We start from the raw sequence: 15,345 nt of genomic DNA, 5'->3' as shown, positions 1-15,345 counted from the left end.
CAAGTGATCAGTGCCGATGGTAAAACAGTGACAGGTCAAACCGAAGCAGGTGCAACAGTTACAGCAACGTATAATGGAAAAGTTGTTGGTAAAACGGTTGTGGGTACAGATGGTCAATATACATTGACCTTGAACCCAGCCTTCATCAATGGTGAAAGTCTGCAAGTCACGGCAACAGATAAAGCCAATAACAGCACCAAACCAAACACGATCATTGCACCGGATACGACAGCCCCAGCAACCTTGACCCAAGAGCTTGCTGTAGACAATAAAACCGTAACAGGTATGACTGAAGCAAATGCGACAGTGATGGTGAGTTATAAAGGTAAAGTGATTGGCACTGCGGTTGCAGATGCTGAAGGCAAATACAGCATTACTTTAGATAAAGCCTATAGCAATGGTGAAAAGCTTGAGGTTGTGGCCAAAGACCAAGCAGGTAATGCACTCACGAATAAATTGTATGCACCCGTTGATCATTTAGAAAATGCAGCTGCACACTTTGAATTAGCTGAAATATTTGAAACACAGACGGTATTGAAAGATGACATTGTCTATAGTCAGCAAGATCAAAGCTCGATGTATGTTTATGTTGATTTTGAAGTGACAGGTGAAAATGCGTCAATTATTCTCAGCTTAACTACGGCATCGGGCAGTATAAATGGTTCTTATAACTATAGTATCTATGGAGATGGAATTAGTTCTTCTGGTTCTAAATCAATTTCAAGCATAGGTTTAAGTTATCAAGATATTATTCTTGCTGAAGGGTTGGCACCTGGTCATTACACTTTACAGCTCAATGCATATTCTTGGAATACAGATTTTGAGTTAGTTGTAAAACAAGAAAAACTCGTAAATGAGTTGGTGTTTGATGGCTATGAAACGGTAGTCGGTCATATTTTTGCTGATGTAAATGGCAAAGTTTCAGCCCCACAGAGCTATATTCTAAAAGTAGGTGATCAAGAAATCCAAATTGAAAATGGTAAGGGCAATGTTGAATCAATTACCTATCAAACAGAGCATGGTTATCTCATATTAAAAGCTGATGGTTCTTACACATATCAGTCAAGTTGGTCTGAATCAGGTTTAAATGCAAAAGGTTTGAATGATCAACTCAATATTGAAATTATCAGTATGGATGGTCAGACCCAAAGTGATTATCAGGTTTATATCACCACGGATATTACACCACCTGTTGCTGGTGAATTGATCTTTACTGATTTTGAAGATTCTGGCATCTCGGCAATTGATGGCATTACTAATGATGCATCGTTTGATTTGTCGATTCGAGGTAATGAATTAAATAGCACTGTCGAGTATCAATATTCAACTGATGGTGGTGTTACTTGGTTTAAGTTAGAGCATCAGTTTGATTATTGGTCTGATGGATTTAATTTCTTTGATGAGGGTAAATATAATTTTAGAGCGAAAGTAACCGATTTTGTAGGTAATGAAAGCTACACTGATATTAAAACCATTACAGTTGATTTGACTGCACCTGAGTTGCAATCTGTATTTAGTTATGATGCGCAGAATGATCAAGTCATTTTCAATGCGCCAACAGATGCATATGAGGTATACAAATGGGTAAATGATGAATGGCAGGCTGTGAAACTGAATAATATGGTAGGTTGGGAATCAGCGAAATATAAAGTCATTGCAACTGATGTTGCAGGCAATATAGCTGAAAAAATCTATAATATTGGTGAAGTTTCTGGGACGTATAAACCAACAAATAATTCTGAACACAATATTTTAAAAGGAACAGAAGTTACAGATTATTTATATGGTGGCGCTGACGATGATACCTTATTAGGTGGTGGTGGTCAGAGCTTCCTCTTTGGTGAAGAAGGTGATGATATCTTGAATGCTCAAGGTGGAACGACATCGTCATTAAGAGGTGGTGAAGGAAGCGATACATATATTTTTGATAGAGCAGATATCTATCAAGATGCAAACCAATTGCTTACTATTCATGACTACAGATCAAATATTGAAGATAATATTTTGATATTGAAAGGATATAGTGAAAATGAGGTTGTGCTGAAGCAACTGGGGAGTACTTTGGAAATCTATTTAATTGATTATGAAAAGCCTATACATGTGGATTATCATTTATCAGATTTAGAAATTTATGAACATTATGGAATTAGTGCAATTCAATTTGATAATGGCACAATTTGGGACAGAGAAACAATAATTAAGAAACTCACAAATCGTATTGAAGGGACATCAGGCGAAGACCATTTGGTTATTGAAGAAAGTGCTACCATTTATGGTAATGATGGGGATGATTATATTCAATCAAAGGCACCTAATAGCTATTTATATGGTGGTAATGGTAACGATATTCTGCTGGGTGGTGGTTTTGGAAATATCTTAGAGGGAGGTGATGGGGATGATATTCTGAACTCACAAGGTGGAAAGAATGCTCGCTTAGAAGGTGGAGTGGGTAGTGATACATACGTATTCGATAGAAAGGATATATATGATGATATATATCAGCTTATAGGTATTCATGATTACCGATCAGATATCGATAATAATATTTTGAAACTGACAGGGTATTATCAGAATGAGATTACTCTAAAGCAAAATAGAAGTGATTTAGAAATTTATATTGAAGGCTATAGTTCCCCAATACGTGTCTCGTATCAGTTTTCGGACTTAAGTATTTATGAGGGGTATGGCATTACTTCAATTGAATTCAATGATGGTACCATCTGGGATCGTGAAACCATCTTAGATAAAGTCAATGCGCCTCAACCTGCACTGTTCTCAATAGGTGAAGAATCTTTAATTGATGTATTGAGTGTAGAGGATGCTGAATTATTCGATCATTCTGCTGAAGGGATGTTGTTGAATGAGAACCTAGTGACATCATTGTTAATTGAATCAACTGATAACGAAATTGACTTAACTCAATTCGTTGGTGATGTAACCGCAACTACTGCATCTGCATCGGGTATTGATACTGCTACCTTAGTTAGCAATTATCGAGTAGATGTGTATGATGATCTGTTGATGCCAAATACAATGAGCATCTAATATTGGTCAGTTTTAAGTAACCCGAATCCTGCTTAAGCCGATGATTCCATAATTTGAATTATTGGCTTATTCCTTCCGATGGGTTAATTGATATGCACATAACGAAGCATATATTCCGCTAAGGAATCCATGAATACTACGTGCTCTACTCGTTACTAAATTGTATTGACCTTTCAATAAGCTAAATAACCCGAATCGCGGATAAGAAATGGACTTGAAAAACAGAAGGACTACAGCCATCAGTTGAGTTACCACACAAAACCCACAACTCTAGTCCCGATGTTCAATAGTACTGAATTATTCTGTGTAATTGATGATTTCTTTCTTAAATTTGAAGCAACCTACTGGAAATTCCTCGTATCTTTGAAATCATCTTTATCGCCATTTGGTATAAGTGTTCTCACTTCAATAATTTCAAAGCATTTTTTTCATAGCTGAAACAGGATAAAAGTCATTTATTTAAAAACTTACCTTGTTATCAACGCATGATTCACCTGATTAATATGCACCAATTGGCCCTACACGCTTTACATGTGGCGCTGATGAAAGACCAAGATGCACAATATTTATGGATTGATTCAACAACTCTGCCAGTGTGTAAAAATCAACGAATTCAGCGCTATAAATCATTAATCCAAATTGCATCACGTGGTAAAAGCTCAATGGGCTGGTTTTATGGATGTAAATTACATATTGCGATGAATCAATTTGGTGTAATTGTCTGTTCCGCTTTATCGAATGGACATGTTGCTGACGTAAAAATGGTTGAGCAATTGGTTGCTGGTACAAAAGCAAAACTTTACGGGGATCGAGGTTACATCAGCCAAGAATTAAAGAGTAGACTGCAAGTTCAAGGGATTGATTTAATTGCTTATCATCGGAAGAACATAGAATCTATTCAACTCAGCTCATCAGATGAATATCACCTAAGGCAACGCAATAAGATAGAAACATTATTTAACCCGAATCCTGCTTAAGGAAGTGAGATCGCTCATCTTGAGACTTATCCATCAGCTTGAGCATAAAAAAGCCTATGATTTGATCTGATAACACGGCTTTGTTGCACAAAGATTTCCTAACTATATGATTTTATAGGATTTGATTGTTTTTCAGTCAGGATTTTAATTTAATAAAATCAATGGCTTATATATTTATGCAACAAAACCACTTGAAATATAAACCAAGACAAATACTCAAGTATATTTTTCTGTGGTTTTGTATTTATACATGAGCACTTGGAAATATGCTGTTGTGTTTGCGACTCGTTTAGATCACCTATCGCTTGCACCGATCGAAACCCAAGTGGTGCAAGTAGTCTCATTCAGACCAATCCGTTAAACTCTTCTTCGAGCTCTCTTTTGCACTATAATCAACGCTGTCTCAGACTGCTCCCCATCATCAACAGCAAACTTAGAATGGCAATCGTAATTATCAGCTCAATCAAGGTCAGTCCAGTCTGAGAAAATCTATTCTTCATATGATTTCATCCAATCTGTGATCGAATTACACCCCCGTGATCCCTCGGTTTCCTTGTTGATTCTGCGTCAAGGTACAGCCAGATACTCTTGACTCAAGTCCAGTCGCCGTTATGGTGGTATGCATTTATATCAAGATCAGGCATTTAACATCAGTGCAATTTTAAGCGCCAATCTGGATGTTTTAGAGGTAAATGATTTGAATCGTGCCAAACTAGCCAAGCACAATTTAAGCAGAGAACAACTTGAAGATCGGCAGATGAGTGCAGATGCTGGCTTAGAATGAATGTGGAAAGGTCAATACGGTGTCCTCTCGACTCAAGTGCTCACCGATATCGGTAATGCCAGTGATACGGCGGCCGCAAAACTGAATTATCAATATTTTTGGCGCTTAACCCCGCAACTCAGCATCATTCCGAATATTGGCGCAACGTGGTTATCGGATGATCGAGCGAATTATTATTATGGTACCTTAGATACTGAAGTGGCCAAAGGTGTCACTCAATATCGTCCAGAGAGCGTGGTGATTCCTCACGTTTCGCTTGGCGCGAGTTATAACATCAATGCCAACTGGCGTAGCAGTGCGGTGGTGACCCATAAGATTTTGCCATCCAAAGTTTCAAACAGCCCTTTAATTGATCAAGCGCATCAGACCTCATTGTTCTTCGGTCTCTCCCGCAGCCTTTAAAGGCAGAAACAGCCATAAAAATGAGCGCCTGTGGCGCTCATTGTTTATTTCTATTACAGACTGTGCTTGCACTTTAATGCAATTCCGAACACTCGGGTAAAAAACCAAGCAACCCGCAAAGTTTAAATAAATATTACTAAAAACCTGATTTAAACCAAAATCTTAACGCTATATTATCGCTCTCTTAACGCCTCTTGCGCTTTATTAAACGGTTTAATCAGATAATCTAACACGCTTTTCTGACCCGTTTTAATATCCACTGTGGCCACCATACCTGGGGTGATACTAAACTGCTGCCCTGCTTTATTCTTCAGTTTATCGCTATTGGTTTGAATATAGACCCGATAATAAAACTGATCTTGCTTAACCTCATCCCGAATGGTGTCGGGTGAAATCACCGCGACTTTGCCTTTGAGTCCGCCATAAATGGAATAGTCATAGGCGGTGACTTTAACCAAAGCTTCCTGACCTGGGTGAATAAAGGCAATATCTCGTGGTGAAATCCGCGCTTCAATCAGCAGTTTTTCATCCAGCGGTACCAAGGTCATCAGCTTGCCATTTTGTGCCACCACCCCACCTAAAGTCATGACATTAATTTCTTTGACAATCCCGCGTACAGGTGACTTAAAGACGGTACGGCTCAGGCTGTCCGACTTACCCTTTACAATTTGTCCTTGCGTTTCAATATCAGTATTGGCTTTGGCCAATTCTTCACGGGCTTTGACCAAATATTGGTTACGGACATCATTCATTTGATTCCGCAGTTCGTTGGCTTGACGTTTTAAGCGTAACACCTCCACTTCACTCGCCGCGCCTTTAGCCACCAAAGGTTCGGTCATGCTCAGCTCTTGCTGTACCAATAGCAAAGCCTGCTGCAAACCCGCCAAAGACTCCTCTAAATTAAAACGACGAGATTGATACAATGCAGTTTCTTCACGCACCAAGGCGGGGTCTTTTAAGACTTCGGCAGGGAAATGCAGTGTTGTACCATTCACTTCGGCACGCAACCGTGCAGCCGTGGCTTGCGAGGCCAATAATAACGATGCCGACTCACCCACATTGGAAGCCAAACGGGTCGGATCAAGCTGTGCCAACACCTGCCCCTGTTGCACGATTTGTCCTTCTTGTACATTGAGCTTGGTTAAAATCCCACCTTCAAGTGATTGAATGGTTTGTTCTTTAGAGGAAGGCACCACTTTTCCCGTGCCTGTGGACACTTCTTCGAGCTGGAATAACCACGCCCATGCCAACAACACCAACAAACCTATACCAATAATCCAAATAAATAAGCTGGCACTTGGCAAAGGTGGTTCAATGTGTGTCACTTTGTTCGGTTGCGAGGATTGCTGGCTCATGCTGTTGCCTCCGCCTGATTGGAAACTGACTGCTGCAAGATCTGTTGTTTACTGCCATCCATCACAATTTTTCCGTCTTGTAACACAATAATACGATCCACCAATTCCAGCACTGCACGACGGTGGGTGGCAATCACCAAGGTTTTTTGCCCCAGCCACGTGTGTAAATGATCAATCAATTGTTTTTCAGTGACATCATCCAAGGCTGCGGTCGGTTCATCGAGGAGCACAATATTCGGCTGACGTAATAACAGCCGTGACAAGAGTAAAGCCTGACGTTGTCCGCCCGAAAAACCTGCTCCACCTTCCAAGACCTGATGATCTAAACCTTCTTTTTTCGCCAACACAAAATCCAAAGCCCCTGTCATTTTCAAGACCGTTAAAATGTCTTGATCTGTGGCCAAAGGTGCGCCCAATTTAAGGTTTTCCCGCACCGTTCCAAAAAATAAATGGGCATTTTGATTGAGCAAGCCCATATCACGACGCACATCGGCAGGGTCAATTAAACCCAAATCCACCCCATCCAGTTTAATTTTGCCTTGTACAGGTTCTTGCATGCCTGCCAACAGTTGTAACAGGGTCGATTTCCCTGCGCCATTGCGACCTAAGATTGCAATTTTTTCCCCTGCACGAATCTCGAGTTTTTGAATTGCCAAAGTCGCTTGCGCATCATCTTCGGCATATTTAAATAGGGTTTGGCTGAGCTCATACTGACCGTGCAAAGCTGTACGATGAATCAGATGGGCATGTTCCGCCTGATCGACAGGTTTTTTCATCAATTCATCCAAACTGGTTTTGGCCACTTTGGCTTGTTGCAAACGTCCCAGCACCCCCGAAATTTGGGCAATCGGCCCCAGCATCCGAGAGGATAAAATCGAACAGGCCACCAAGGCTCCCGTGGTCATATCGCCTTTCATGACTGCAAAACAGCCCACCAAAACCACAATGGCAAAGGTTAGGCCTTGGACTTTTTGCGTCCATGCGCCAACCACGCCCACCAATTTGCGCTGACGCATCGAAATCTCTGCCGAGACTTCATTCATATGGTTCCATTGGTTTTGAAAGCGTGCTTCGGCACGTAATAATTTAATATCTTCAATGCCCTGTACCGCTTCGACCAAGGTGGCATTACGAATTGCCCCTTCGCGCATACCTTCAGCAGCCAATTTGGCCAACGGTTTTTGAATCAAAATCCCTGGTAAAATCATCAACGGCACCACAGCCAACATCACCCAAAATAAATCGCCGCCAATTAACCAAAAAATGCCCAAGAACAATAAGAAAAACGGTAAATCGGCCACCGCTGAAATGGTGGTCGAAGTCACCAATTCCCGTACGCCTTCCAGTTCTCGAATTTGGGAAATAAAGGTGCCTGTGGACTTGGGACGTTCTTTATTTTTAATGCGTAGCGCATGACCAAAGACCCGATCTGAAATTTTCAAATCGGCCCGTTTGCCAATAATATCCGACAAATAAATACGGGCGACACGGATGCTAAATTCAAAGATCGCCGCCAACAATACCCCACCTGCCAACACCCACAAGGTCGGAATCGATTGGGCTGGAATCACCCGATCATAGACGTTCATGGAAAATAAAACCGTCGCCAAAGCCAAAATATTGGCCATTAAAGAGGCAAACATGACATCGATATAGCGTTTCCAATCCCGCAGGACAATTGACCAAAACCAGCTCGACTCGTAGGGTTTGACATATTCATCAATCCGCACATCGGGGATCGATTTTTCAGGGCGTAAAATATAGACCTGTTGTATGCTGTGTTGCAGTTGTTGCAGCGTGAGCACTTGTGCCAAGCCTTGGTCACCGCTAAATTGTACGCTGGCATTGCCTGCGGCATCGAGTTTATCTAACACCCCGACCTGCCCATCGTGCATGGCAATGAGCACAGGTAAACGCCAAGGGTTTAAGATTTCGGGACTAAAGGCACTGGCTCTGACCTGTAGGCCAATTTGCCGCCCCATCAGAGTCACCAACTCATCGCTAGATGGGTTCGGGTTCCAGTCCAGTTGTAAACGTAAACGCTCTTCCGAAGCTTCAATGCGATAATGTTTGGCAATTGTTAAAACGGCTTGTAGCCAAGGCTGGTAGTGTATAGCGGTACTCATGGCTGAATCTCCACCCCTTGAATTTTAGTGTTATTGAGTTGGTAAAGATCACGGGAGCGCCCTGTGACATGAATATATTGAATTAAGCCTGCATAAATATCGTAACGGGCGGTTTCAATTTCTTGCGCTGCACTGTGAATTGCCTGCTCGGAATTTAACAAGTCCACCACGGTACGGGTGCCCAGTTTATATTGTTCTTGATACAGTTCTTTGGTACGGGCAGTGGTGTTTTTTCGCAATGCTAAAACCTCCATTTGCTTTTGTTTATTATCAATTTGCTCTCGAATCAAGCGAATTTGATCTAAAACATCTAAGTACACGCTTTGCACCTCGGCTTTGGCTGCCTGCTCGGCATACGCCGCTGAGCGTTGTTTGGCACGTAAAGCACCGCCTTGGAAAAAATTGCTGTTGGCTTCTAGCATGACTGAACTATACATGCCATCATCTTCATTATTATTGGGATTTTTCCCGTTGAGTGCCTGATTTAAACTGCCTTTGACATAAATACTAGGGTAAACACTGCGTTTGGTTTCTTGGCTTTGGTATTGTGCCACTTGTACCGCAGCCTGTGCCGCCATCATTTTCGGAATTTGGCTAAAGCTGGGTTCTTCATATAACTCTGCATGACGAATCACAGTATCAGGCAAGCTCAGTTGTATATTGGACACGTCATAGCCCAAAAGGGTTCTTAGCGTTTGTTGATATTGCTTGAGTTGACTTTCTTGAATCAGTAAATTGGACTGCGCGGCTTCTAAATTGGACTGCGCCTGAATAGGGTCGGCCTGACTGCTAATGCCTGCTTGGGCCCGTAAATTGGCAATTTCGGCAATCCGAGCAACCCCTTGAATTTGCTGCTGGGCAATTTTAACAATTTCCCGATAACGGTTGATATTGACGATAGCATTGGCGGTTTGATAGGCAATATCATCAATACTCACGAGCACATTGGCCTGTTCTTCTAATAATTTGGCTTGTTCAATATTGACCGCACTTTTAATTTTGCCAAAGTCATACAGGACTTGGGTTGCCGATAAGCTGTAAAGTTGTCTGCCCCGTTCACCTGTGGTTAAGTCAGCGGTGCTGATACCACCTGAAATTTGTGGATAATACTGCGCCTTAGCTGCATCGATATTTGCGGCTTGCCCTGCCAAAGTGGCAATACTGCGGGTAATTTCAGGGCGGCGTTGTAGCGCTTGTTGAATGGCATCTTGTAAGCCTAGTTCGGCTACATATCCGACCGTTGCGGCATTTGTTGTGGAATGTCCAGTATTTTGAGCCGTGCTAGTCACTACAGGCAACCGTTCTTGTAGCGACTGAATATCTAATGGAAATTGCTTAAACTGCTGCAAGTTGACTTGGTTTGCAGTTGCAGATTGCGGTGCGAATAGCTGCTGAATTCTATTTTTACTGGCATCAAAATAAGATGAGGAAGGCGCTGCATAAGCAGTGCTAAACGTGCTAGATATGGGTAAAAACAAGCATAACCATATCTTGGATTGGGTTAATTTCATGGTCTAAGTGTCGAATTTCTATTATGTTTACAAATCAAAAAAGGTATTGTACTGCTGTTGTTTATAGCAGCATTCCTGTCTATTTTAAAGCCATGTGTGCCACATCGATCATGATAAATTTACAATAAAAATCAACGATACAATTGATTCGCTAATGCCACATTTCAAGCTGCATTTAAAAACAAAGAAAAGCAGCATGCACCGCACACTGCTTTTCTTTAGCTTAGGACTAAATCAAGCCGTAGCTCAATCCAACCCTATGGATATTAACCAATAATAATCTGTTGATTATCTAATAAAGTTTGTAAATTTACATCGGCAGCTTTATGCCCTTCAAGTACCAATAGGTTTGCCCAATCATGCGTACCTGCAGCACCATCACGATCCACTTTCACTGTCGCTGTGCCATTTACATCTTCGACTTTAATGTACTGCCCGATATCGTCTTGATTGACATCCAGTAATCCTTGGAAGAATCCTTGGCTAAACTCAAGCTTGTCTGCCTCTGGATTACTAATCGTAGAGCCAAGAGTGAAGTCTTTCCATGTATCAGTCCCATTACCCGCAGTCGCGTCGGCAGCAACTAAAACATCATAAAGTGCTGTATCACTACCTAGCCCACCAATCAAGATATCATTGCCCTCACCGCCTACTAGCAAGTCATTACCTAAGCCACCAAGTAGCGTGTCATCACCCTGTCCGCCGTGCAATTGGTCATCACCAGCACCACCAAGCAGATAGTCCTTGCCGTCGCCACCTTCGATGTAGTCATCGCCTGCGCCGCCGACCAGATAGTCGTCACCACCTGAGCCGTAAATGGTATCGTCACCATCGCCGCCGTTGAGGTAAGCACCTGCTGCCCAGTTAGCTTCATGCTCGGCACCTGCTTTGCTTGAAGCACCACTGCCACTTAATTGCTCGTAGGTCATGGTTTGACTGCTACCATCGCTGAAATAAACCGTGATGGTAGAGCCAGCCATCTGATCGGCATAGCTATTGTTAGGAGAGCGTGTCGTATCCGTATCAGCGACAAAACTAAACTCTTTACCCGAAGTAAATTGCCCCGAATTAAAGTTGATAGTTAAGGTTTGTGGTTTACGGTTACCCGTGATACCACTATGCCCACCAATGCTGTAACTGTTCACCATACCACCGGTGAGGCTTGCGTGACTTGGTGAGTCACTACCCCCTATAAGCGGTTTCTTTTCAAAGTAGTCTTGATTTTTTGTTTTGAAATCTCCGCTACCACCTGATGCATTAAAATGTACATCTGAATTAACAGAAGTATTCAAATCAATCACTACCTGGGTAATGCTCAAGCCGGGTTTGCTTCCCTCAAACTGTATCGTCCATGGATTATCTGGATGTTTTGATCCCGTTTCACCATTGACACCCACAGTGACTTTTCTTACATCCTCAGCGACTGTTGGAGCAGTGAGCGTATCGTTACTATCAGTGCCATGGGTAAACAGGTTATCGGTGTTTTTAATCGCTGGGTCTAAATCTGCGGTACTGGCGTCAAAGTCTAACACCGTCACAAGCAAATCTTTCACCACGGTTTTCTCATCGCCGTTACTTGCTTCCTTGGTGGTGGCTTCAATTTTCAAGTCAATGCTGAGTTGACCACCGGGCAAATCTTCTGCCGTTAGATTTGGATTAGAGATAAATACTAATTGGTCTAAATCCCAAATAATATTATCCATCAGATTTAACTCAGCACCGTCTGCATCAGCAACAAAGGTATTGGCGCCATCGGTAATGGTGCTACCCTCTGGAATGTTGGTGATCTTCAACACAGTCAGTGTTTCTGAACCATCATTATCAATCAGCGTAACATCAATACCTGAAAGCTTAATCGGGTTACCGATAATCCCTTCATCAACCACACCAGCAGCAAAGTAACCGCCAAACTTCCCTTGGTGATCGCCGCTGCCACTTTCAACAAAAGTACCAACTTCAGCGCCAAGTGTAATCAGCTCTTCGGCACTGCCATAAAGATGATAGTTATCGGAAGTTAGCTCTTTAGAAGTGGCGGTGGTCCAATCTGCGCCGACATCTTTCTCAAGCACACTGATATCAAACTTACCTGTGCGATTTAAGTTAGCGAAATAGGCTTCTATAGTGTAGTAACCCGTAGCAGGTGGTATGAAACTGTTCACATAAATTGAGCCATCACCAACACCTCCTACAAATGTTGGACCATAATCCCCGTAAGCATTCCCCGTTGTTTCAGAAAGAACTGTGCCACCAATTTCAATAAACATTGAATCGTCTGCATAGCCCTCAAAACTGTATTCACGTCCTGCTTCTAGGTAGATCAAACCGGTATAAGACACTGCATCGAATTTTCCACGGGCCACCTCACTTCCTGTAAAGTTACCAGTGAATACGTTGGCGCGTCCCGTTGAGTTAGCAGTGTTACCTTCCAATATTTGCTCAAGACGGCTTGAATCAAAAGTCGCCTTTTGGCTTTGAGTAATGGATATACCGTTATACGTCTTGAAGATTAAACCCGTTGATGGCGGCGCAGCAGGTAGATCAACTGGCGCTGACGTACCACCTGTGCCGCCTTCACCACCTGTGCCACCGTCATTAAAGATATTGGCTTTCAAGTCAATATTCACGCCATCAGCGACTGCTTCAACATGAACCTCTGCCGAGGCTGGAATATTCCACTCGCCATCGGTCACGTCAAAGGTGATTTCAACCGATTCCTCTGCCGAGGCGTTGGCAAAGTTTTCCTTTGGTTTAAAGGTCCAAGTGCCATTGCCATTATCGGTAATAGTACCCAACGCAGGATCCACCTGAACATTAGTCACCGATAAGGTATCGCCGTCCACGTCAGCCGCATTTACGCCAGCCAAAAGCTCGGCTTCGGTAAAGGTGATTTCACCATCCTCTTGCATCCTCATGAGAATTAAGAATCATTATATTAAATTATATATTGTTATTGTTTCTCATGAAATTTAGTATCAAAATATAGGTGACTTTTATAAACTAAAACGTCTAAAATAAAGTGACCAAAACAACATTAAATGATCTAAATTGATCTAAATTTTAGCCCACCAAAAACCATATCTTACTAATTAAATCATATACTTACAAATAATGTCATTTAATGGGATAAATCTCGGTGACCTTGCCAAGGTTGGGGTCGCGAGTTCGAGTCTCGTTTCCCGCTCCAGATTCTAAAAGCCTCAGTTGAATGACTGGGGCTTTTTTATTGTTGTTTTATTCAATATTTTACTTCATAAGAAATTTTTATACTTAAAAAAGTAAGTTTACAAAAGTGCTCTTTCAAAACTGTGAACAAAAAACCGTGTAGATGATGCTCCAGAGTATCAATCATACAAGATAAAAAAAACTCCAAAACAAAAGATAGTATTAGCTACTACTAAGTGGCTTATGTTAAACAAGATCAGCTTGCCTAGATCCTAAATATTGATGCCGCGGAGCCTGTTAATAATTTCTGTCATTGCTTCTTAATAAAAAAGCAACTAATATGCTTCTTATACCACCAAAAAGCAATAAATATGTCTACATTAAATAAGTCTTTACTACAGCAAATCAAAAAAAGACGAACCCAATTGGGCTTAAAGCAAGTTGATATGCAATCCCGTACAGGCATTTCAAGACAGCAGTACCAAAAACTGGAAAGTCAGGGCAACCCTCGATTAGAGACCTTAGAAATTATAGCGGCAGGATTAAATGCTCAACTGATGCTCATCCCTGATGATAAGGTTCATTTGATTAGACAATTATTGAATGATGAAATTAAAGTCACTATTGAAGATCAGGATGACTTAATGACTAACCCATGGAAGGGTCTTCTCGGAGGAGAGGAACCATGAATACTGTTGCCGTCCTGAAATTAACATTACATCACGGTATCGTTGGATACTTGGCAGGATTTCAGAGCGGAAAAAATATTCTGGTTTTTACAGATTCTTTCCGCTCTGATCAGCAACGCCCGACCTTGAGCCTGCTGACTTCCCCCTTGTATCCTCAAGTGGATAAGATTTTAGAAAAGACCTATGTTACACATCAGCGTTTACATCCCTTGCTATCAAACTTGCTACCAGAAGGTGCATTACGCGAACTGATTGCACAAAGCCTCAAAGTACATATAGACAATGAATTTCAGTTATTGGCAGCTTTAGGTCATGATTTACCTGGGGCACTAATTGCAACCCCAGTAGATCCAGAAGAAATCCCAGATGGAATAAAATTTAAGCTTCAGATCTCGAATCCAGATCAGATATTAAAACAAGAGATTCGGACAAATAATAAGTTTTCCTTGGCCGGCGTCCAAATGAAGTTTTCCATGAAAGCCAAAGATGGGCGTTTTACATTAGCACAGGCAACGGAAACGACTCTACTCGGGGACTGGATTATCAAAACTCCTTCTTCCAGACATGCCTTTGTTCCGCTGAATGAATACTCTATGATGATCCTTGCCAAAATGGTCGGAATAGATATCCCAGAGATTCGTTTGGTAGATATGGCACTCTTACAAGACCTTCCACCATTAAATCTACCCCAAGAGCAATATGCTTTTGCAATTAAGAGATTCGATAGGCAGAGTACTGCTAATACTACAGAGCTTATTCATATTGAAGATTTTGCTCAGATCTTTGGTTCATATCCACAGCAGAAATACAGCACCACAAATTATGAGCAGATCGGTAAGATCATTTATCACTATTCAGATAACAAAATTTTTGATATTCAGCAATTTGCCAGCCGTTTACTCGTCAATATTTTACTCGCCAATGGAGATGCACACTTAAAGAACTGGAGTATGATTTATCACGATAAAACAACGCCAAGATTATCCCCTGCATACGATATATTGATGACAAGTGTATATATTGAAAATGAGCGTCATTTCGCCTTAAATCTTGCCAAAAATAAAGATTGGTATTTAGCTGAGATGAAACACTTTGAACAATGGGCTGAAAAAGTCGGTGTTCCATGGCGTGTTATTGAAAAACAACTTCACGCCATTATGGACAAAGCACGGTCAGTATGGCCAGCGCTATTACTAGACTTACCTATGATTTCTGTTCATAAAGAAAAATTAAGAGAACATTGGAAAAAATTGCATCCAGACTTTCAGATACTTACAGATGATTAGAGGAAACC

At 41.6% G+C, this 15,345-nt stretch carries 10 protein-coding genes and 2 pseudogenes; 6 read left to right on the top strand and 6 right to left on the bottom strand.

Annotated features, from left to right (window positions below; translation table 11 throughout):
• Positions 1-3 precede the first annotated feature (3 nt).
• Entirely contained in the window at positions 4-3,045 is a 3,042-nt protein-coding gene (locus FTV14_RS05050; RefSeq protein ID WP_373688477.1) for an Ig-like domain-containing protein, read from the top strand.
• 32 nt (positions 3,046-3,077) lie between these two features.
• Here FTV14_RS05050 and FTV14_RS05045 read toward each other — a convergent pair.
• Positions 3,078-3,234 (bottom strand): annotated as a pseudogene (locus FTV14_RS05045) (IS982 family transposase); the annotation flags it as partial.
• Between the two features lie 90 nt (positions 3,235-3,324).
• Here FTV14_RS05045 and FTV14_RS05040 point away from each other — a divergent pair.
• A pseudogene (locus FTV14_RS05040) lies at positions 3,325-4,007 on the top strand (IS982 family transposase); the annotation flags it as partial.
• Positions 4,008-4,414: 407 nt separating this feature from the next.
• Here the strand turns inward: FTV14_RS05040 and FTV14_RS16180 are convergent.
• The gene (locus FTV14_RS16180; RefSeq protein ID WP_180041762.1) at positions 4,415-4,522 is read right to left on the bottom strand and encodes a prepilin-type N-terminal cleavage/methylation domain-containing protein; all 108 of its coding nucleotides are present in this window, start codon (positions 4,520-4,522) and stop codon (positions 4,415-4,417) included.
• Between the two features lie 119 nt (positions 4,523-4,641).
• On the opposite strand from FTV14_RS16180, the gene FTV14_RS05030 reads away from it, so the two are divergent.
• Together FTV14_RS05030 and FTV14_RS05025 are read left to right on the top strand one after the other, a co-directional pair.
• Positions 4,642-4,806 (top strand): hypothetical protein, encoded by a 165-nt coding sequence (locus tag FTV14_RS05030; RefSeq protein WP_180041764.1) that lies wholly within the window; start codon positions 4,642-4,644, stop codon positions 4,804-4,806.
• A complete protein-coding gene (locus FTV14_RS05025) occupies positions 4,807-5,208 on the top strand; it encodes a MipA/OmpV family protein (RefSeq protein WP_180053485.1) in 402 nt (133 codons plus the stop codon).
• A 173-nt stretch (positions 5,209-5,381) separates the two neighbouring features.
• Here FTV14_RS05025 and FTV14_RS05020 read toward each other — a convergent pair whose 3' ends face one another.
• From FTV14_RS05020 to FTV14_RS16135, 4 genes are all read right to left on the bottom strand, one after another.
• Positions 5,382-6,563 carry an HlyD family type I secretion periplasmic adaptor subunit gene (locus FTV14_RS05020; protein WP_180053484.1) on the bottom strand — a complete coding sequence of 394 codons (1,182 nt, stop codon included), beginning with the start codon at positions 6,561-6,563 and terminating at the stop codon, positions 5,382-5,384.
• Positions 6,560-8,689 (bottom strand): type I secretion system permease/ATPase, encoded by a 2,130-nt coding sequence (locus tag FTV14_RS05015; RefSeq protein WP_180053483.1) that lies wholly within the window; start codon positions 8,687-8,689, stop codon positions 6,560-6,562. The genes FTV14_RS05020 and FTV14_RS05015 overlap by 4 nt, the downstream gene beginning before the upstream one ends.
• On the bottom strand, positions 8,686-10,200 hold the full coding sequence (locus FTV14_RS05010) for a TolC family protein (protein WP_180053482.1): 1,515 nt from the start codon (positions 10,198-10,200) through the stop codon (positions 8,686-8,688). Before FTV14_RS05010 ends, FTV14_RS05015 begins: the two co-directional genes overlap by 4 nt.
• A 266-nt stretch (positions 10,201-10,466) precedes the next feature.
• Positions 10,467-13,112, bottom strand: a complete 2,646-nt coding sequence (locus tag FTV14_RS16135; RefSeq protein ID WP_180053481.1) for a cadherin-like domain-containing protein — start codon at positions 13,110-13,112, stop codon at positions 10,467-10,469.
• 621 nt (positions 13,113-13,733) lie between these two features.
• On the opposite strand from FTV14_RS16135, the gene FTV14_RS05000 reads away from it, so the two are divergent.
• Both FTV14_RS05000 and FTV14_RS04995 read left to right on the top strand, forming a co-directional pair.
• On the top strand, positions 13,734-14,051 hold the full coding sequence (locus FTV14_RS05000) for a helix-turn-helix domain-containing protein (RefSeq protein ID WP_180002657.1): 318 nt from the start codon (positions 13,734-13,736) through the stop codon (positions 14,049-14,051).
• A complete protein-coding gene (locus tag FTV14_RS04995) occupies positions 14,048-15,337 on the top strand; it encodes a type II toxin-antitoxin system HipA family toxin (RefSeq protein ID WP_180025405.1) in 1,290 nt (429 codons plus the stop codon). Before FTV14_RS05000 ends, FTV14_RS04995 begins: the two co-directional genes overlap by 4 nt.
• Positions 15,338-15,345 lie beyond the last annotated feature (8 nt).

Source organism: Acinetobacter sp. YH12236, from assembly GCF_013417645.1.
Lineage (GTDB): Bacteria > Pseudomonadota > Gammaproteobacteria > Pseudomonadales > Moraxellaceae > Acinetobacter.
This window is presented reverse-complemented; position numbering and strand designations above follow the sequence as displayed.